19 protein-coding genes and 1 tRNA gene are annotated in these 19,061 nt (G+C 58.2%); 9 read left to right on the top strand and 11 right to left on the bottom strand.

The genetic code is table 11. The annotated features are described in order from the left end of the window. Complete coding sequence (locus ACODS9_RS03315; protein ID WP_046854196.1) at positions 1 to 708, bottom strand: SDR family oxidoreductase; 708 nt, start codon at positions 706 to 708, stop codon at positions 1 to 3. A gap of 76 nt (positions 709 to 784) precedes the next feature. On the opposite strand from ACODS9_RS03315, the gene ACODS9_RS03310 reads away from it, so the two are divergent. Further along, entirely contained in the window at positions 785 to 1,741 is a 957-nt protein-coding gene (locus ACODS9_RS03310) for an arsenic resistance protein (protein WP_489093216.1), read from the top strand. Here ACODS9_RS03310 and ACODS9_RS03305 read toward each other — a convergent pair. Together ACODS9_RS03305 and metE are read right to left on the bottom strand one after the other, a co-directional pair. Beyond that, positions 1,738 to 2,256, bottom strand: coding sequence for a histidine phosphatase family protein (locus tag ACODS9_RS03305; protein ID WP_489093215.1), 519 nt, complete (start codon positions 2,254 to 2,256; stop codon positions 1,738 to 1,740). The genes ACODS9_RS03310 and ACODS9_RS03305 overlap by 4 nt on opposite strands. A gap of 77 nt (positions 2,257 to 2,333) precedes the next feature. Continuing rightward, positions 2,334 to 4,637 carry a 5-methyltetrahydropteroyltriglutamate--homocysteine S-methyltransferase gene (gene metE, locus ACODS9_RS03300; protein WP_489093214.1) on the bottom strand — a complete coding sequence of 768 codons (2,304 nt, stop codon included), beginning with the start codon at positions 4,635 to 4,637 and terminating at the stop codon, positions 2,334 to 2,336. 235 nt (positions 4,638 to 4,872) lie between these two features. Between metE and ACODS9_RS03295 the strand changes: the two genes are divergently transcribed. The 5 genes from ACODS9_RS03295 (at position 4,873) to ACODS9_RS03275 (ending at position 7,778) form a co-directional block, all read left to right on the top strand. After that, positions 4,873 to 6,360 (top strand): methylenetetrahydrofolate reductase C-terminal domain-containing protein, encoded by a 1,488-nt coding sequence (locus ACODS9_RS03295; protein ID WP_489093213.1) that lies wholly within the window; start codon positions 4,873 to 4,875, stop codon positions 6,358 to 6,360. A gap of 91 nt (positions 6,361 to 6,451) precedes the next feature. Next, positions 6,452 to 6,691 (top strand): type II toxin-antitoxin system RelB/DinJ family antitoxin, encoded by a 240-nt coding sequence (locus ACODS9_RS03290; RefSeq protein WP_094011752.1) that lies wholly within the window; start codon positions 6,452 to 6,454, stop codon positions 6,689 to 6,691. Next, complete coding sequence (locus ACODS9_RS03285) at positions 6,681 to 6,971, top strand: type II toxin-antitoxin system RelE family toxin (RefSeq protein ID WP_023629498.1); 291 nt, start codon at positions 6,681 to 6,683, stop codon at positions 6,969 to 6,971. The genes ACODS9_RS03290 and ACODS9_RS03285 overlap by 11 nt, the downstream gene beginning before the upstream one ends. A 235-nt stretch (positions 6,972 to 7,206) precedes the next feature. After that, on the top strand, positions 7,207 to 7,488 hold the full coding sequence (locus ACODS9_RS03280) for a type II toxin-antitoxin system Phd/YefM family antitoxin (protein WP_401106632.1): 282 nt from the start codon (positions 7,207 to 7,209) through the stop codon (positions 7,486 to 7,488). A gap of 104 nt (positions 7,489 to 7,592) precedes the next feature. Further along, complete coding sequence (locus ACODS9_RS03275) at positions 7,593 to 7,778, top strand: type II toxin-antitoxin system RelE family toxin (RefSeq protein WP_489093253.1); 186 nt, start codon at positions 7,593 to 7,595, stop codon at positions 7,776 to 7,778. Positions 7,779 to 7,808: 30 nt separating this feature from the next. Here ACODS9_RS03275 and ACODS9_RS03270 read toward each other — a convergent pair whose 3' ends face one another. Continuing rightward, positions 7,809 to 9,047 carry a PAS domain-containing sensor histidine kinase gene (locus ACODS9_RS03270; protein WP_489093212.1) on the bottom strand — a complete coding sequence of 413 codons (1,239 nt, stop codon included), beginning with the start codon at positions 9,045 to 9,047 and terminating at the stop codon, positions 7,809 to 7,811. Beyond that, positions 9,010 to 9,822, bottom strand: a complete 813-nt coding sequence (locus ACODS9_RS03265; protein ID WP_489093211.1) for an alpha/beta fold hydrolase — start codon at positions 9,820 to 9,822, stop codon at positions 9,010 to 9,012. The genes ACODS9_RS03270 and ACODS9_RS03265 overlap by 38 nt, the downstream gene beginning before the upstream one ends. 425 nt (positions 9,823 to 10,247) lie before the next feature. Here ACODS9_RS03265 and ACODS9_RS03260 point away from each other — a divergent pair, with 425 nt between their 5' ends. Continuing rightward, on the top strand, positions 10,248 to 10,844 hold the full coding sequence (locus tag ACODS9_RS03260; RefSeq protein ID WP_046854187.1) for a transglycosylase SLT domain-containing protein: 597 nt from the start codon (positions 10,248 to 10,250) through the stop codon (positions 10,842 to 10,844). 144 nt (positions 10,845 to 10,988) lie between these two features. Here ACODS9_RS03260 and ACODS9_RS03255 read toward each other — a convergent pair whose 3' ends face one another. Beyond that, the gene (locus tag ACODS9_RS03255) at positions 10,989 to 11,219 is read right to left on the bottom strand and encodes a hypothetical protein (protein ID WP_046854186.1); all 231 of its coding nucleotides are present in this window, start codon (positions 11,217 to 11,219) and stop codon (positions 10,989 to 10,991) included. 546 nt (positions 11,220 to 11,765) lie between these two features. Between ACODS9_RS03255 and ACODS9_RS03250 the strand changes: the two genes are divergently transcribed. After that, a complete protein-coding gene (locus ACODS9_RS03250; protein ID WP_489093210.1) occupies positions 11,766 to 12,278 on the top strand; it encodes a hypothetical protein in 513 nt (170 codons plus the stop codon). Between the two features lie 368 nt (positions 12,279 to 12,646). Here the strand turns inward: ACODS9_RS03250 and ACODS9_RS03245 are convergent, their stop codons facing one another. The 5 genes from ACODS9_RS03245 to ACODS9_RS03225 all read right to left on the bottom strand — a co-directional run bounded on the left by ACODS9_RS03245 (position 12,647) and on the right by ACODS9_RS03225 (position 17,623). Next, entirely contained in the window at positions 12,647 to 13,747 is a 1,101-nt protein-coding gene (locus ACODS9_RS03245; protein ID WP_489093209.1) for a hypothetical protein, read from the bottom strand. Further along, on the bottom strand, positions 13,716 to 14,612 hold the full coding sequence (drt3b, locus tag ACODS9_RS03240) for an antiviral reverse transcriptase Drt3b (RefSeq protein ID WP_489093208.1): 897 nt from the start codon (positions 14,610 to 14,612) through the stop codon (positions 13,716 to 13,718). The genes ACODS9_RS03245 and drt3b overlap by 32 nt, the downstream gene beginning before the upstream one ends. Further along, positions 14,605 to 15,861 carry an antiviral reverse transcriptase Drt3a gene (drt3a, locus tag ACODS9_RS03235; protein WP_489093207.1) on the bottom strand — a complete coding sequence of 419 codons (1,257 nt, stop codon included), beginning with the start codon at positions 15,859 to 15,861 and terminating at the stop codon, positions 14,605 to 14,607. The genes drt3b and drt3a overlap by 8 nt, the downstream gene beginning before the upstream one ends. 1,217 nt (positions 15,862 to 17,078) lie before the next feature. After that, a tRNA-Thr gene (locus ACODS9_RS03230) sits at positions 17,079 to 17,154 on the bottom strand. A gap of 58 nt (positions 17,155 to 17,212) precedes the next feature. Further along, the gene (locus ACODS9_RS03225) at positions 17,213 to 17,623 is read right to left on the bottom strand and encodes a pilin (RefSeq protein WP_102682141.1); all 411 of its coding nucleotides are present in this window, start codon (positions 17,621 to 17,623) and stop codon (positions 17,213 to 17,215) included. A gap of 227 nt (positions 17,624 to 17,850) precedes the next feature. On the opposite strand from ACODS9_RS03225, the gene ACODS9_RS03220 reads away from it, so the two are divergent. Beyond that, positions 17,851 to 19,059, top strand: a complete 1,209-nt coding sequence (locus ACODS9_RS03220; protein WP_489093206.1) for a type II secretion system F family protein — start codon at positions 17,851 to 17,853, stop codon at positions 19,057 to 19,059. The last annotated feature ends 2 nt before the right edge of the window (positions 19,060 to 19,061 follow it).

The raw sequence follows: 19,061 nt of genomic DNA, 5'->3' as shown, positions 1-19,061 counted from the left end.
TCAGAAGCGCTCGTCGCGCAAGGCGGGCAAGGTGATATCCCGCACGTAACTGGCCGACGACAGATTCAGCATCATCCGGCACACCTGCACCACATCGTGCAGCGGGATCAGCGAACCCTCGCCACGCCGTTCGGCCTCGGCCAGCGGCACGTCCAGGCCATCCTCGGTGTTCAGGTAGCCCAGGTTCAGGCAACTCACCCCCAGGCCCTGTTCGCGGAAGCCTTCGCGCAGGCTTTCGGCGATGCCGCGCAAGCCGAACTTGCTGGCACCGAAGGTCACCTCCGGGCGACCACTGCCCGGCAGGCCGGAGGTGGAGCCGGTGAGGATGATCCGGGGTCGGGCACTCTGCAGCAGCAGCGGCAGCAGGCGCTTGATCAGCAGCAGCGGCGCGGTGATGTTGGTGTCGACCATGCGCTCGATCTGCGCCTCGTCATCATCGAGGAAGCTGTAGCCTTCCTCGAAGGCCCGCGTCTCCCAGATGCCGACGTTGTACACCAGCACGTCCAGCCCACCGTCGGCCACCGCCTCATGGATGATCGTCGCGGCCTGGCGCGGCTGGCCAAGGTCGGCCTCGATCCACTGCGCCGCGCCCGGCAACGCCACCGGCCTGCTACGCGACACACCAATCAGCGTATCGCCATGCCCACCCAAGCCCTGCACCAGCGCCTGGCCCAATCCCTTGCTTGCACCGACCACTAGAATTCGCATCGAATCACTCCCTATGGACTGCGCCGGATAGTACCCTGCCTGTCCCAGTAATTCAGTCGGAAATGCCAGGCCGCCCGTGAACAGAGAGCAACTCGAGCAAAACCAGATCCCCCTGTACTTCATCGCCGTGGCGCTGGCCGCCGTGCTCGGCCTGCTCGCACCCAGCGTCGCCAGCGCGCTCGAAGCGCTGGTGACTCCGGCCATCGCCGTGCTGATGTACGCGATGTTCCTGCAGATCCCCTTCCTCGACCTGCGCGCGGGGCTTGGCAACCGGCGCTTCATGGGCGCGCTATTGCTGGCCAACTTCGTGCTGATGCCGCTGCTGGTCTGGGCTGGAACCCGCGGGCTGGTCGAGCACCCCGCCGTGCTGGTCGGCGCCCTGCTGGTGCTGCTGACGCCGTGCATCGACTATGTGGTGGTGTTCACCCACCTCGGCAAGGGCGACGCGCGCCTAACCCTGGCCGCCACGCCCGTGCTGTTGCTGGTGCAACTGGCGCTGCTGCCGCTGTACCTGGCATTGATGCTCGGCGGCGCCGGCCATGTGGAGATTTCCGTGGCGCCATTTGTCGAGGCCTTCGTGCTGCTGATCGCGCTGCCACTGCTGCTGGCCGTCGCCACCAGCGCCGGGGCGCGGCGCTCTACAGTGGTTTCGAAGTGGAACGATGCCTGGGCCTGGCTGCCGGTGCCGGCCATGGCCCTGGTGCTGATCGCGGTGATCGGCTCGCAGATCGGCGTGGTCGCCAGCCGGCTGGACGACCTGCTGCCGGTGCTGCCGGTGTATGTCGGCTTCGCTTTGCTGGCGCCGCTGCTCGGGTGGTTTGTGGCGCGGCTGTTCAGGTTATCCACAGGCGAGGCGCGGGCGGTGACCTTCAGCGCCGCCACGCGCAACTCGCTGGTGGTGCTGCCGTTGGCGTTGGCACTGCCTGAGTCGATCCGGGCATTGGCGGCAGCGGCGGTGATTACCCAGACGCTGGTGGAGCTGGTCAGCGAGCTGGTCTACGTTCGTGTCGTGCCGGCGTTGGTGCGCCGCTAGGCCAGTCGCACCCGCCACTGACCGTAATGGCTGAAACGCACATTGGCCAGGGGCTGCACATCTATGCGGTGGAAGGATTGCACAGGCGCGCCCAGCGCCTGCAGCATTGCGGCGCGGATGACGAAGGGGTGGGTGACGGCGATCCATTCGCCCTCGCCCAGGGCGCTGTCCATCCAATGGGCAACACGCTCGCACAGCGCGGCCAGCGATTCGCCGCCGTGAGGCGTGGCATGGGGGTCACTCAGCCACGCCTGCAACGCGGCTTCATCCAGATACTTGAGCGGCTGACCTTTCCAGGTGCCCAGGTCGCAATCGCGCAGACCCTCATCAACCGTCGCCCTCAGCCCCTCGGCTGTTTGCCGGGCACGCAGCTCAGGTGCGCTGAGGTAGCGGACCGCCGGTTCAGGCACAAGCGAGGGCAATTCCAGCAAAGGCTCGCCATCCTGGGCGAAGCGCCCCACCCTTTGCGCCTCGGTGCGGGCGTGGCAGATTAGGGTGAGGTGGATGGGCTTCATGGCAGGGCTTCGGCAGGAATGTCCGGGCACTCTAGCCGAAGTCCGGGGAACATGCGCAAGCCCTGCCAACCCCACTATCAGGCCGAAGCGCGCAACTCGCGGGCAGCGGCGACCATGTTCACCAACGCCGCCTCGGTCTCCGGCCAGCCACGGGTCTTCAAGCCGCAATCCGGGTTCACCCACAACCGCTCGGCCGGGATCCGCTGGGCGGCCTTGCGCAGTAGCTTGACCATCTCTTCCCTGGCAGGCACCCGCGGCGAGTGGATGTCGTACACGCCCGGGCCGATCTCGTTCGGGTAAGCGAACTGCTCGAACGCCTCCAGCAGTTCCATGTCCGAACGCGAGGTCTCGATGGTGATCACATCCGCATCCATCGCCGCGATCGACTCGATCACATCGTTGAACTCGCTGTAGCACATGTGGGTGTGGATCTGCGTCTCGTCCCGCACCCCCGAGGCACACAGGCGGAACGCCTCGGTGGCCCACTCCAGGTAGCGCGGCCAGGCACTGCGGCGCAGCGGCAGGCCCTCGCGGAAAGCGGCTTCGTCGATCTGCACGATCTTGATGCCCGCGGCTTCCAGATCGACCACTTCGTCACGAATGGCCAGTGCCAGCTGGCGTGCCTGCACCTCGCGGCTCACGTCCTCGCGTGGGAACGACCACATCAGCATGGTCACAGGGCCCGTCAGCATGCCCTTCATCACCTTGCGGGTCAGGCCCTGGGCGTAGGTGATCCAGGCCACGGTCATCGCCTTCGGGCGGCTCAGGTCACCGAAGATCACCGCCGGCTTCACGCAACGCGAACCGTAGCTCTGCACCCAGCCGAAACGGGTGAACACGTAGCCGTCCAGCTGTTCGGCAAAGTACTCGACCATATCGTTGCGCTCGGCCTCGCCATGCACCAGCACGTCCAGGCCGAGATTTTCCTGGATCTCAACCGCATGGCGAATCTCGCTGTGCATGGCCTCGATATAGTCGGCCTCGGTCAGCGTGCCCTGCTTGAACGCCTGGCGCGCCAGACGGATGGCCGCGGTCTGCGGGAACGAACCGATGGTGGTGGTCGGAAACGCCGGCAGGTTGAGCCCGGCGCGCTGCTTGGCGATACGCTGCTCGAAAGCGGTGGCGCGCTGGCTGTCGGCTGGCTTGATCGCGGCGACACGGGCCTGCACCGCCGGCTTGTGAATCCGTGGCGAGGTGGCGCGGCTGTGCTGCACGGCGCGGCTCTGCGCCAGCGCCGCCAGCACCTCGTCGGCCTCGGGCTGGTTCAGTGCCTTGGCCAGCAACGCCACTTCCTGGCACTTCTGCACGGCGAACGCCAGCCAGCTTTTCAGTTCGTCATCGAGCTGGTCTTCACGGGCCAGGTCCACCGGGCTGTGCAGCAGCGAGCACGACGGCGCCACCCACAGGCGGTCGCCCAGGCGCTCATGGGCATGGCGCAGCACCTCCAGCGCCTTGTCCAGGTCGCAGCGCCAGACGTTGCGGCCGTTGACCACGCCCAGCGACAGCACCTTGTAAGCCGGCAGGCGGTCGAGGATGGTCGGGTACTGGTCCGGGGCACGCACCAGGTCGATGTGCAGGCCATCGACCGGCAGGTTGGCGGCCAGGCCGAGGTTGTCTTCGAGGCCGCCGAAGTAGGTGGCGATCAGTTTTTTCAGCGGGGCGCGCTGGAGGATGTTGTAGACCCGCTCGTAGGCGTTCTTCCAGTCCTGCGGCAGGTCGAGGGCGAGGATCGGCTCGTCGATCTGCACCCACTCCACGCCCTGCACCGCCAGGCGGTTGAAGATCTGGTCATACAGCGGCAGCAGGCGGTCGAGCAGGTCGAGCTTGTCGAAGTCGGCGCCCTTGGCCTTGCCCAGCCACAGGTAGGTCAACGGGCCGATCACTACCGGCTTGACCGCATGGCCCAGGGCCCTGGCCTCCTCGACCTCTTCGAACAGCTGCTCCCAGCTCAGGGAGAATTGCTGGTCGGCGCTGAACTCGGGGACCAAGTAGTGGTAGTTGGTGTCGAACCACTTGGTCATCTCCTGGGCGTGGGCACCACCGCAGCAGCTATCGCTTCGGTCCGTCGCCACGGCGCCTCGGGCCATGGCGAACAGGGTCTGCAGGGTCGGCTTGGCACCGTCCTTGGCACGGAAGCGTTCGGGGATCACGCCAAAGGTCAGCGAGTGGGTCAGCACCTGGTCGTACCAGGCGAAGTCGCCGACCGGCAGCAGGTCGATGCCGGCATCCTTCTGCACCTGCCAGTGGGCGGCACGCAGCTCACGGCCCACGGCGCGCAGGCCGGCTTCGTTCAGCTCGCCCTTCCAGAACGCTTCCTGGGCTCTCTTCAACTCACGGTCGCGGCCGATGCGTGGGAAACCCAGGTTGTGTGCCAGTGCCATGTCGTGGTCCCTCGATCTTTTTAAAATGAATGAGGGAGATTCTGGGCTGAGGTTTAATGTGAGACAAACTCATTAAATTTGAGATGAACTCAAGATTTGTTCATAGTGCCTTTTGGATGCCGTCGGCTCGGGCCCATATGTCTCAATCAACACATTCCCCCGCGCATTCAGACATGCCAAAGCCGCCCACCTGTCGCACACTGCCACCCTGCCTCAACCCGGTAGCCCACACCCCATGAGCCTGCTGAAAACGACCCTGGACGCCAACGCCTTCGCCTGCATCCTCGAGTTCGTGCCCAAGCCCAGCGCCGAGCGCTTCGCCACCCTCGACACCCTCATGGCCCGCACCCAGCTGTGCGGCTGGCCGCTGACCGTGGCCATCGGCGACCGCGTCGGCAGCGCCCTGGACATGTCGCCGCTGGACGCCTTCAACAGCCTGGCCGAGCCCGTCCCCACCCTGCTGCACTTCTCAGGCAAGGACCGCGAGCGCCGCGAACTGCTGGCGCAATTGCAACGCATGGACGCCGCCGGCCTCGACCAGCTGCTGCTGCTCACCGGCGACCGCCTGCCCGGCCACGTCCCGGGCAAGCGCCCGGTGCGCTACCTGGAATCCGTCGCCGCCCTGCAGATCGTCCGCCAGGCCCGCCCGCACTGGCTGCTGGCCGCCGCGCTCAACCCGTTCAAGTACCAGGAGGCCGAAGGCGGCGCGCAGTACAGCAAGGCTGAAAAGAAACTCGCCGCCGGCGCCGACCTGTTCATCCTGCAACTCGGTTTCGATATCGACAAACACCAGGAAGCCTTCGACTGGATGCAGCGCCAGCCCCGCCCCAAGCCGCTGATGGCTTGCATCATGGCGCTGACCGAGGGCCGTGCCGGGATGCTCGAGCATGTCGCCGGGGTGACCGTCACGCCATCGATGCGCGCACTGCTGGCCGCCGAGGCTGCGGTTTCCAAGACCTACGCCAAGGAGCGCGCCAACCAGCGCCTGGCCTTGCAGGTGATCGGCCTGAAATTAATGGGCTATGCCGGGGTGCACTTGTCCGGCATCCACGAGGTGGCGCAGTTCGAGGCGCTGGAGCAGGCCATCGAGATGCTGCAAGCGCAGTTCAGCTCACTGCAGGACTGGACCCTGGCCTGGGAAGCGGCCTGGCAGGCACCTGGCCTGACGCCAGTCACCTTCCACCCACCCGGACACGCCTGGCGCCTCGGCCAACGGCAGATCACCGCGTCCAACAAGGAAAAGGTTCGCTATCACCTGTTGTCGGCGATGCACCATCAGCTGTTCAGCCGCACCACCGCCTTGAGCAAGGCCTTCGGCTGGGCCGTGACCCGGCCGCTATGGGCCAGCCCCACGGCAGCGCAGTGGCTGCACCAGCTGGAACGGCGTATCAAACGGCCGATGGTGGGCTGCGATACCTGTGGCAGTTGCCGGCTGGAGGACACGCTGTATATCTGCCCCGAGACCTGCCCCAAGGGGCTGGCAAACGGGCCGTGCGGCGGCACCAGCCTGGATCGTTGCGAATTCGGTGATAGGGAATGCGTGCACAGCGCCAAGTACCGGCTGGCGGTGAGCGTGGGCAGGACCGAGGTGTTGCGTGAGCGGCTGATTCCCTGTGTGCAGGTGGAGAACCGGCAGCGCAGTTCGTGGCCGGGGTGGTTCGAAGGGGGCACCTCGAGATCGCCCTCCCTGCAGCCTGACGTCGCTCCGGAGTTCAACGAGTAATACGCTTGTCGGTAATCTCGTTACTACCCTTGCCCAACAAACTGCTTTGCCTCATTGTACAGACCAATGTCATTACAAAGAGACTGCAAAAATGGCGTCCATCAATGTACGTATCGACGACGACCTCAAGGTACGCGCCTACCGTGAGCTGGAAAAGCTGGGTGTAACCCCCTCCGAGCTGATGCGCCAAGCGCTGCAATATGTTGCTGAGCGCGGGCAACTGCCTTTTAAACCCGTGTTAATGACCGAAGAGGACGAAGCACTGCTCGCCACGGTACGCGAACGCCTGGCCTCGCCGCAGAGGGTGAGGGTAACGCTGGATGACCTATAACCTCGATTTCGATGCGCGCGCACTCAAGGAATGGCAGAAGCTCGGCGACACCATTCGCCAACAGCTAAAGAAGAAGCTGGCAACCGTGTTGCTCAACCCGAGGGTCGAAGCGAACCGTCTGCACGGCTTCCCGGACTGCTACAAGATCAAGCTGCGCAGCAGCGGATATCGATTGGTCTATCAGGTCATCGATCATCAAATCGTGGTGTTTGTGGTCGCCGTGGACAAACGTGAGCGAGATCAGGTTTACCGCAAGGCGGCCGAACGATTGACCGAGTAAATCAGGCCTTTCAAAGGCGAAAGCCCTGGCGCTCTCAAGGGCACGATGAGGGTGCTCTGAGGGCGCGAGATACATCTCGCAAACGTCCCGATGAGGCCAAGCACTGCCCAAACCGGGACAATAGTCTGCAAGTCCACATAGCTGTCTTCACCATCCGTACCAGCTATTTGTCATACGTACAGATATGCGCATTGATATACGCAAATTGACCGTATGTGACGCCGAGGAACTCCAAATGACCGGCCTACTGACCCGAGCTGAACAGGCAGTGTCCACCACCACCATGGCCCGGGAGTTTGGCGCACGCTTGAAACAAGTGACCAGCACAGACGCCACTCATCTGGTCATATTCAAGGACAACGAACCCGCTGCGGTCCTGATGGGCGTGCAAGCCTACCAGGCCATGCTGGACGAGCTCGCCGACCTGCGTGCCGAACGTCTCACCACCGAGCGCCTGCCCAGCCTCAATGAGAAACACACCGTGAGCCTGGAGGAGATGGAGACTCGCTTCAGGTAGAAGCACATGATCTGGACTGTCAGGTTTCATCCCAACAGGAAGACAATCTTCTGTAACTTGGCCGCGCCGAAACTCAGCGGGTCCTTAAAGTCGTACGCGAGCGCATCGCTCAAGGTGAGCCCGATAAACTCGGCAAACCACTAAGGGGTACGCTTGCAGGATGCCGACGAATACGGACGGGGGATATACGTATCGTCTATCGCATCAACGGTACAGAAGTTGTGCTGGTGCTCTGTATTGGCGCCAGGCGCGATGACGAGGTGTATGACGCTGCCAATCGCCGTATATGAGCCCTGCAAGAGTAGGAAGAACGGGGCAGATTACTGTTCCCGCCCATCAACGGCAGCAACAGTGCCAGACAAAGCCCCCCTGGCCGGCAACCACACGGTGAAGGTAGTGCCATAGATCGCATCCGAACGCATGCCGATCCTGCCGCCATGCGCCTCGGCAATCTGCTTGACGATGAACAAGCCCAAGCCCACCGAGCGCAGCGGATCCTCGCGCTCGCTGCCTCGCGTCATCGGCTCGAACAGCGTCGGGATCACCGCTTCAGCAATGGCCGGCCCGTGATTGTGAACGCTCAAGGTCGCGCCTTCGTTCGTCAGGTCGGTGGTCACGGTGATCGGCAAGCCCGGGTCGCCATAGGCCACGCTGTTGGCGACCAGGTTGCCGAGCATCTGCTGCAAGCGGTCCTGGTCCACCTCGAAGGTGCCATGCCCGCGCGAATAATGACGAATACCGGCCTGAGTAAAGGCCACCCTGAGCTCGCTCACACACTGGTCCACCGCCTGGCGCAAATCGACCTGCTGACGCGTCACGCGGATGCCCTGCCCTAGCCTGACCGAAGCGAAGTCCAGCAGGTCGACGATCATCCGCTGCGCCCGGTCGGCGGCACTGCCGATGCTGCCCAGCAAACGCCGGGCCCGGTCGCTGTCGGCGTCACGTTCGAGCAGTTCGGTCGCCATCTTGATGGCCGTCATCGGGTTCTTCAGGTCATGGCTGGCGACCGCGACCATCTGCTCGGCGAGGATGGCGCGGCGCTCGGCGTTTTCATAGGCAGCGGCAAGTTCGGCCTGGGCCCGTTGCAGGGCGGCCTCGGCGCTGACCTTCTGCGCCAGCAGCTCTTCGGCGCGCTGCATGGCCACCAGCGCCGCCCGTTCGTTGCGGTCCCGCTCGCGGGTGCCAAGCAGCGCCAGGTGGTAGCGCACCCCCTCGGCGGTTTCGCGCCGCACCCCGTTGAGCAGCATGGCCAGCAGGTGCCCATCGCGGTGACGCAGCTCGAGCTTCACCTCCGACACCGAGCCCTGCAGGTTCATCAACGGCCCCCAGTGCGTGAGCTGGAACGCCCGCCCCGCAGCCGTCAGCAACTGATCGAAACTGCGCGCCTGCAACGCCGCCGGGTCATGCCCCAGCCACTGGCTGAACGTCTGGTTGCAGCGCAGCACGGTGCCATCCGCGGCCATGACGACCAGCCCGCACGGCGCGTGCTCGAACAACGACTCATCGAACAACAAGGCGGCGTCATCCATGGCCGAATCCATGGCCAGCGAAGAACGCATCCATCGCCGCCGCGCAGGCACCCGGGGCACTCAACTGCGGGTAATGGCCCATGTTGTCGATAAGGCTTAGCTGGCTGTCGGGGAGCACGCGGTGCAGGTACTCGCCCACGGCCACCGGCACCACCGGGTCGCCCGTGCATTGCACGATCAGCGTCGGAACTGGCAGGCCGCAGACCTCCTGGCGATGGTCGGAGAGGAAGATGACCCGGGCAAAGTGCCGGGCGATCTGCGCGTCGGTGCGGCAGAAACTGCTGGTCAGCTCCGCCTGCAGTAACGGTTGCCCCGGCGTGCCCATCAGCGTCGGGGCCATGGAACTGGACCAGCCGAGGTAGTTGTCATCAAGGGTGGTGAGCAGCGCCTGGATTTCCTCCGGCGCAAAGCCACCGGTGTACCCCGCCGAATCGATGTAGCAGGGCGAGCCGCCGATCATCACCAGCCCGGCAAGCCGCCCGGGCCGCTGACGCTCCGCCAGCACACCGATCATCGCACTCACCGAGTGCCCGACCACGATCACCGGCCCCTCGGCATAAGCGTCGATCAGCTCGTTGAGGTCCGTGGCATAGCCCCAGAGCGACGCATATTTCTCCGCCGTGTAGGCCGCAATGTCTGACTGGCCGGCACCGACCAGGTCGTAGGTGACCACACGAAAGCGCGTGACCAGATGAGGCAGCAGGCAGCGCCACATCGACTGATCGCAGCCGAAGCCGTGAGACAGGATCAAGGTGGCACTGCCGTTGCCAGCGATGTGCACGTTGTTACGCTTTTGCAGGGTCATTACCTATCCCGATGTCGTGCAACGTTGTGCTGAGCAGTGCCGAGCGGTCCATGCTGCTGGTGAGAATAGTCGAGGCGTGGGGCGGGTGGCTTGGATTGGCCGGCGGGTTGGGGCGGCCAATGAAGTAGCAGTGCGCGGGGCTCGACGTCACGGGCGCACCGGTGGATTTGGGTTGAACTGGTGGACACCATACGCGATATGGGTGGAAAGAGGGCGGATTTTGCGGGACATCGCCGGCTATTCAGCGCATCGGCATATTTTTCTCTCGAAGAAAGAGCTGGCGAAACGATAGATAAGCAGACGTGTTTGGTCATGCCGCCCCAGCTCGACATCATATGATGGCCAATGATTCATCTGCGTCTCAAAAGAATGTATAAAGCGTCAGCGCCCTGCGACCCCCGACGTCCGCACAAGGAAACCCCTCCATGCTTCGGCTCACCATGCCGGCCCTGCTCCTGGCTGTAGCCGGCTGTGCCACCAAGCCTCCCGCCAACCCCGAGAACCTCTGCGAGATCTTCCGCGAGAAGCCGAAATGGCACGAGGCGGCGTTGAAGATGCAGGCGCGCTGGGGCGCCCCGGTGCAGGTGCCGATGGCGATGATGTACCAGGAGTCATCGTTCAAGCACGACGCCCTGCCGCCGCGCTATTACTTCCTCGGCTTCATCCCCTGGGGCCGGGTCAGCACCGCCTACGGCTACGCCCAGGCCAAGGACGAGACCTGGGCCGACTACAAGCGCGAAGCCGGCGGCTGGGGCGCTGCCCGCGACGACTTCGCCGACGCCCTCGATTTCATGGGCTGGTACATGCAGAAGAGCCAGCGGGTGAATGGCGTGTCCAAGTGGGACGCCTATGGCCAGTACCTGAACTACCACGAAGGCTGGGGCGGCTACCGCAACCGTAGTTACGACGCCAAGCCGTGGCTGAAGAACGTGTCGCAGAAGGTGCAGGCGCGGGCTTCGGTGTTTGGGGCGCAGTATCGGAGTTGCGAGCAGGAACTGGCTCGGGGTGGGTGGTTCTGGTAGGCGCTGATACGGTCGTGATGGAACACCGGGCGAGCAATGCGTTGCCGACCGGGCACGCTCTTGCAAGAGGCGATGGTTCAAGTGGAGTCCGCTCAGGACACACCCCGCAATAGGGCCGCAAAGCGGCCCCGATGATGCGCAGCATCAGCCTGTAGAAACACCCTCTTCTTTCATCACCTCCAGCTTGCCGAACTGCTCGCTGGCCAAGCGGCTGATGATCCGGATCGCCTGGTGAATGCCCGCCGTGTTGCGGAAGCTCAGCTGCGGGTTGTGCTCGCACTCGAGCACCTCGTCATGCTGGACCAGCGCCTCGCCTAGCAGTTCGAGGGTCCAGACGTAGCTTTGCAGGGTAGACATGCGTTCATGGTCAGTCATGGCGCACCTCGCGATTGGCGCGCTCGGCGAGGGACTGGCTGTCTATCGGGTAGAAGGTTGGGGATGGACTGGCCGCACGGACTGGGCGGCGGAGAGCGGATGCGAGGATCCTGTACAGATTTGCGATGAGCATGCATGAGGTCCTTTTCGGTTAAAGCACCACACCATCGTCGCCAAACGAATAGGGTGGCAGCTGTACGCAGGTTGGCGAACCGAGGAAAAGGAACCCGGCAGACCCGAAGGTCTCCCACGCACAGCCGCCATTACACGGAACTGCGGACACAAAAAAAGCGCCTGCAATCGTGATCGGGGCGCCGTTGCGCCTTTTTCGGTCGGGTCGCCAAACCCGGTCGCGGAATTGGCCGCGACGGGAGAAATTTAACTCCCTTCTTTTAGCTATGCAAGCCACATGTGAGGTAAAGCAGCTACAATCAGTGTCAGATTTTTCTGTGCGCCCCCACAGACTGAGCGATATTTAATTAATGCCTTATCGCGGGAACTATACGATTGCCATCAAGCAAACCTATACGATATCAAAACTTACAAATGACAACACAACTTGACAATATATCACAAGACTTCTACAACAAGGCTCTTGAACTCGCACAAAAAGCTCTATTCTCAGGAGTTACCGTATCAGTTGTGGCCTACCTAGTAGCGATTAGTGAGATGGGGAAAACTGTTTACTCCATCCCAATAATTGGCATTGAAGTGAAAACAGCAAAAAACTTCGCCATTTCAATAATATTTCTTTACATGGCATGCGGCTTACTTTGTTCATACAGCATGAGCAAAGCCGTTAGAAACTGGGAGCTAATTTCTGATAGAGCACTGGCTAATAGACTGCTCGAATCCCCAAACTTATTGCTTTCAGGGAACATTTACAAGGCTGTGATCTACGGAGGACTGTATTCAGTGAGTTGCAGCCTAGTAACCCAGGCCTTCGAAATAAGTGGCTGGAAGGCAATGATCGCTGGATCAATAGTTAGCACTCCATATTTCTTATCAATCAGAGCAACGGCACATATACGAAGACATCAACTAGCAGACGACAGTTAAACCAAGATAAAAACAACCCATTAAAAAACGCTAGATACGCCAAAAATTGCGCTGACATCGCAAACTTTGCAAACATCAAAGACTACAAGTTTGCTCACCGTAGTCAAAACTATAGAAAAGCCGGCCATCTTTCAGACCGCCAAGGACTCACAGAGGTACTCAGAGAAAGGTAGCCTCAACCCTAAGTGTGTACATGAACCATAAGTGTGTACATGAACAAACTGTGGTAGGGTCATGCTCCTACCACCGTCCGCAAGCAAGAGCCCATAAGGTCAAGCTGGTTTCAGAGGGTAGGTATAAAACGCCAGCTAAATATCCGCAGGCGCGGAGGGTATATTGGCTACCTTCCACATCGGAACCTATCATACTCAATAGACCTGCCTCAACTCTTTTCTCTCAAGTGCGTTCAAAAGATCTACCTCACGCCAGTTCACGAACCAATAATTCGATGAACAAAAGGTCAAAAAAACGTCAAACTCTTCCTTTGACGGCTTTGGGCTACCTAAACTTTGGCACAACCTATCAGCGAGCTTTTTTTTGCGTTTATTATCGATATAAGGACATGAAAAAACGTCCAACATTAAACAGGCCTGCTCAGTGTTAACCTGAACATTAGACAAGTCTTGAAGCGCTACATCTATCCGGCTTAATATCTGAGAACGCAAAGAATCGTAACAAGGACTATCCCTTATGTAGAAAAGAGACACCACGAGATTATAATAAGACTCCTTGTTTGAAAATATCTTTCCCACTGTACTTAACGGAAGCATGTACTCTCGACCCAAGTCACTAATAGCTAGCACTATATTTATAGCTTCAAGAAATATAAAATTCTCAACATCTGATTCCGATCCAGCAAGGTTCCCATCCAACAATTCAATTGATAGGTCAAGCACTCTATGTTTGATGGTCCTCTCGTAGGCCCCTAAGTATTTTTCTGAAAACCGGGAAAGCAGTATTATTGAGGCACAAAGTTTATACGAGGCGCTAACCGATGGTGCCACAGAATAAAAGAAGAACATAACATCTAAGAAAACAACAATGGCATCTCTATACTTATTCAAGTTCTCATGAACGTCAGCAGTTTTTTTGACATTTATTAGCTTCTTCACACGTTCGAAAAACGCTGAAATTAAGTATGATGATACTTCATCATAACCAACCTGCTCTGAAGAGCATGTCGACTTTATCGAGTCAATGAAACTGTGGACCAACCTATCAACTCTATGCACTTCCTTAGGGACTAAAGTAGCCTCCTTATGATTCTCTATTAGAAACTTATCGACAAATTCATTAACCTTAACATTCACATCCCTAACGACTTTTGATTTGGACGTAAAAAATGGTCGCTTATATATCGCACTCTTAGACGAATTAGTATGCAGATTGTATCTTGCTAACGTATCTGCATATATTTCATAAATCTTATTAGCCACTTCAAGGTTTTTTTGCAAAAATAAAAACATCATCCACGTATCTTTTAACAGAGTAATGTTCGCCTAAACGCCAATTATAGGGAGTATCTGACAATTTCCCCTCGACTTGCGAGTCAATATTTTGAAAAATTATCTCCGCAAAAATTCGGCTTGACTCCGGCCCAATTACAATGCCATTAGTTTCATTATAATTTGCACCGCGAACTATCTCGTCAAAACTATTCCCAAACGTATTACACTTCAATTTCGATTTAACAAACTGCTTTTCTTTTGTAGCCCATGCTAGTGAATGCGTGTAAATACTATCAAAACATTTTGACACATCCAACGTTTTAAGAAATCCAAAATCTTTCTCTAACCCTAGAAACATTTTCGAGTTGAAAAATTTATAAAGCCGATCATAACCTCTATAAGAAAAATAAGACGAGCTATGTTTTATTTTTTTCTCAGAACGGAAATCATCCACTGTGCCGCGCTTATACTTTCCAACATTCTCCCAGGAGTTTTTATAATAAAATACGCTGGCCACTTTATATGGTGAACGGATCGAAAACTTACTAACCCCACAGTAATGGCATATCAAATGCTGATAGTTCTCATACAAGCCCTTCAATTTCCATTGAGATATTGGGTGTATAACAGAGAGCCGCCTAAACTCGGAAGAATTTTTCCGGATTTTGTATTGATAAGGAATAGTAAATGTTTTTTTGCAGCCGGTTCCATAAACAAGGCGATCAACAATAGTCGAAGCCAACTTTGACTTTAGATCGGGAGAGTTACAAATAGTATAGAACCCGTCATTGGAAAATATTAATGGAGTCTCATAGGGTATCGTTTCAGTTACTAAAACCCTGCAATAATCGCTCTTTCTTATCTGTTTGGCTTTGATATCAGGCATATTTCCAGCACTCCTGTATTCTTCCGAACTGCTGAGGGGAGAAATATGTGTAGGTTTTCTCCTCAAAGCCTCTCAGAAAACTATACTTTAGCAATTTCCTTCTCTGCGCAGCACTCGTATGGATAAAAAACTCATTAAACACTTTCCCATAACTACTCAGCGTTGCCCGCCGCAAATACTCGTCAAGCGCTGGAAGTGCTTTGGATACCGAGGCATCAACCCGATGGTAGTTATGATAGATCCCTGCTAAACGATAGCTACTCCTATTAACATCCAACACACTAAAATTTGTTGTCAGAAACCTAACCCTAGTTTCCAGAAGATTGAAATCTCGATTACTGCAATAGCTAATAATTGCTCGAGTTAGCCTTGTTTTAATTTTATTAACCTTACTATCAGCAATATCTAAATACACATCTCTAAACCTACCCTTTTCTAATGGATCGTGCACCGAGAAAAGATATCCCAAGTACTCAAAACTCAACAACATTGGCGAACTACAACTCCCCGCCCCCGTTCTAAACACCTTTGAGTCAGCCACAAAGCAAATCTGCTCTTTGCGTTTGTTGAGCAGCAGCCCAACTGGAAGCAGCCTTGTCAAAGACCTGATAAATACTTTAGGATTTTCATTACCACTAGTTATAATAATCACGTCATCCACATATCTAGAGTAGTAGAACACCTCTGCATGCTGCGACATAGATTCATCAACTGAACGCATCATGAAATCGGAAATAGTGGCACTAAGCGACAGACCTCTTGGAAGACCTAATCCGCCACTACCCCTATAGCTCACGAGCAGTTCAACTATCATTTTTTTTGTCTGGGCACTCAATTTTTTTATGTTTGACAACTTTTCTATTACATTATCGACTTCGAATGACTCGTAAAAACTCTTTATATCCAGCCTATAAACTCGATACTGCACGCCTTCAGAAAGCATATTTTTAATATTGGCAATTATCGAGTCACGACTTGTCGCTGCGGCAAATATAGATCGCTTTAAGTTCCTATCTATTTTCCGCAACACCAACTCATATGGAAAGTTAGAAACCCTGCATACTATCTTCTTCTTAAATTTCGTGGTTTCGAAAAAATCAATACCCCGAAATCCATTATCAGCACAACTAACGGAGCTTTTCACAACCGACTCTTTGAACGTTATGTTTTTCAGTCTTGGCAAGTCAAAAAAGTCGCTTTTCCTCAGCATCTTAGCAAGTGAAACGCTATTGAACGATTGGTCGTACATTACCTATCCTCTGCGATAATATAGATCACGGCAATTTCTCGATCACTGTAGCGTGACTATCGGAACTGCACCGCAAAGGCAAGATGTCGGCCAGCCTACAGGATCATATAAGCGTAGTTTACAAATCTAGAAATGCTAGAAAAACTACACTTGTTAAGGCATGCACCACCACCCACTCGTCAGTTCCCCACGGCGAATTACCTTTCGCTCATCAAGAAAAGCGATTTTCCGTCCCACTCATCATTAATCTTAAAGTACCTAGGAGTAAAAAGTGGATAGGATAGAGGGGGCGGTTTATTTTCTCGCTCTGCAAAACGCTGGCAAGTGATCGTATGGGCCGATCAAATGAACACGGCGAGGAAGCTCCACAGGGAAATACTCGGCAAATATTCTCTGAGGAGCCCTCTCCCCAAATTTCTTTACTATAGCGGCAAGCAAAGGAACCGCCGTGGTTACCACCCACTCCCCCATTTTCAAGATGAAACCAGCCGCCCTCGTGGAGCCCCCACGGGCGGCATCGTCTTTGGCGTGATCCCTCCGATTTCAGCCATGACCCTCAACTTCGCTGAGGAAAAGGTTTACGTCAAAGTCGGCCAGCATCACCAGGGCAAAGGCGATCGCGTCACTCATGACAAGGGGCACCGAGATCTACCACGACGCCAATCATCCTCTAGCGGCTAAAAAGCGCATCACACTGTTGCGAACGGTAGACGGGACGTCTGACGCTAGAGCCGCGGGAAGGAGATCGCGTACTCGGATTCCACTACTCGCTAGTGACCTGGACGCCCCAACCCACTCCACGCGGAACCAAAGTCGGTGAAATCATGATTGATTGGGCAAAAGAAAAGGCGACCCTTGTGGGGTCGCCTTTGGATATCAGTGAGGCTGTAGTCGCAGCGATTCTTTAGTTTCCGGATCTACGATCCTTAAGGTCAGAACCCAGTCAAATCAACGGCCATATGGTGGGGCCTATCGACTGTCCCTACGTCAGTGAGTGCCAGCTTCACTGCTGCCGGATTCGGGGGGCCAATTACTGGCAAGCCATGCCCAAAAATGCGCGTTTGCAGTCCTCGGTGCTCATCCTCGAAGATTTGCCTGGTTAGGTCAAACCATCGGCACTCGGTAATTTGTTTCAGCGGGCGACTCGATTGCCCTGGGCCTATCGCCTTTTTCGAGGCACAATAAAGGCCTGCATCGCTGCAAGCCTTCTTGATATCTGGTGCCGGAGACAGGAATCGAACCTGCGACCTTCGCGTTACGAGTGCGCTGCTCTACCGACTGAGCTACACCGGCGTGTTGCGCAACGTACCACTGCCGTGTCGGTTACGCAAACCCCTGTTTCACCTCACTTTCATTGCACCGTGCAGCCATTGGGCGCGAGGTCTTCCTCCACCGTGGTCACGCAAGTCCAGCCTGCCTGGGTACGCGCCAGGGTCACGGTCTTGCCCAGCACATTGGCCGGTGCGTCGGCCAGGGTGCAGGCGATGCTGGCGGTGCCGTCGGCGGCCTTGCCGCTGGCGGTGATCGCGCAATGGGCGGTGGCGGGCTGGCCGCCGAGGCTGGCGACGTCGGGTACGTCCTTGCCGTCGTTCAGGCGCACGTCCATCGGTGTCTTCAGCGCGGAGATCTCCAGCAGCGCGGCGGTAGCCTTGGCGCGGGCCTGGTGGTTGGTGTACATGGGGATGGCGATGGTCGCCAGGATGCCGATGATCGCGACGACGATCATCAGTTCGATCAGGGTGATACCTCGTTGCCCTTTCATGAACGGTCTTCCTTCGTGATACGTGGAGGCGCGGCGGGCGCTTTGCTTCGTGGCGCGCCCCGGCCGGCAGGCGCGCAGTAGGCCTGAACCGACACCTTTTGTCACCCCTGCGCGTCGGGGCGTCATCTTCGCTGGACTACTCTAGTGAGCCACAGGGAAACGCGCCCGGCGGCAGGCCGGGCAAGCTGTTACCGGGCTTTTCGCCCCCGTGCAAAAGGACTCTCGCCATGCCTCCTTCCACCCGTCTGTACGCCTGGGAAGGCGTCGATGCCAGCGGCACGCCGCAGCAAGGCCAGCACGCTGGCCGCAGCCCGGCGTTCGTGCAGGCGTGGTTGCGCCAGCAGGGGATTCGCGCGACGCGGGTGCGGCTGGCGGGTGGGCTGCACTGGCGCTGGCCGCAACGGGCGGGCAAGGCGGATGCACCGGGGTTCAGCCGCCAGCTGGCGACCTTGCTCACGGCGGGGGTGCCGCTGTTGCAGGCGTTCGAGGTGATGGCGCGCAGCACGGTGAACAGCGCCATGGCGGCGTTGCTGGCACGGTTGCAACAAGATGTGGCGGCGGGGTTGGGTTTGGCGGATGCCTTGCAGCGCCATCCGGCGTGGTTCGATGCGCTGTACTGCAACCTGGTGCGGGTGGGCGAGCAGTCGGGCACGCTGGACCGGCAGTTGGAACAGATGGCGACCATGCTGGAGAAACGTCAGGCGCTGCGGCAGAAGGTGCGCAAGGCGATGCTGTATCCGGCGCTGTTGCTGCTCACGGGGCTGGGGGTGGCGGCATTGTTGCTGCTGGAGGTGGTGCCGCGGTTCCAGGGGTTGTTCGCCAGCTTCGACAAGGCGCTGCCGGCGTTCACCCAGTGGGTGATCGATTTATCCACAGGGCTGGGCAATCACGTCGGGTGGTTGGTGCTGTTGATAACTGCACTGGGGTTCGGCATGCGGGCGTTGTACCGGCGGCATCTGCCGGCGCGCCTGTGGATATTGCGCGGGATGTTACGGGTGCCGGTGGTGGGCGCCTTGCTCGGGCAGGCGGCGTTGGCGCGCTTTGCCCGTAGTCTGGCGACCTCGTATGCCGCCGGGGTGGCGTTGCTGGATGCGCTGGCCACGGTGGCGCCGGTGAGTGGCGACAGCCTGCACGAGCGGGCGATCCTCAAGTTGCGCCAGGACGTGGCCGGCGGCATGGGGCTGCAGCAGGCGATGGAGGCGGATGCGCTGTTCCCGCCGCTGTTGCGCCAGCTGGTGGCGGTGGGCGAAGCCAGCGGTACCCTCGACCGGATGCTGGACAAGGCCGCGCTGCATTACGAAGAACAGGTGAGCCAGGCGCTGGAGCAGTTGACCACGCTGCTTGAGCCGGCCATCGTGCTGATCCTCGGGCTGCTGGTGGGGGGCCTCGTCGTGGCGATGTACTTGCCGATCTTCCAGTTGGGTAGCCTGATCTGAAC

The organism is Pseudomonas sp. FG36, from assembly GCF_057809275.1.
The sequence above is the reverse complement of the archived record's forward strand: the minus strand, read 5'-3'. Positions and strand labels throughout refer to the sequence as shown.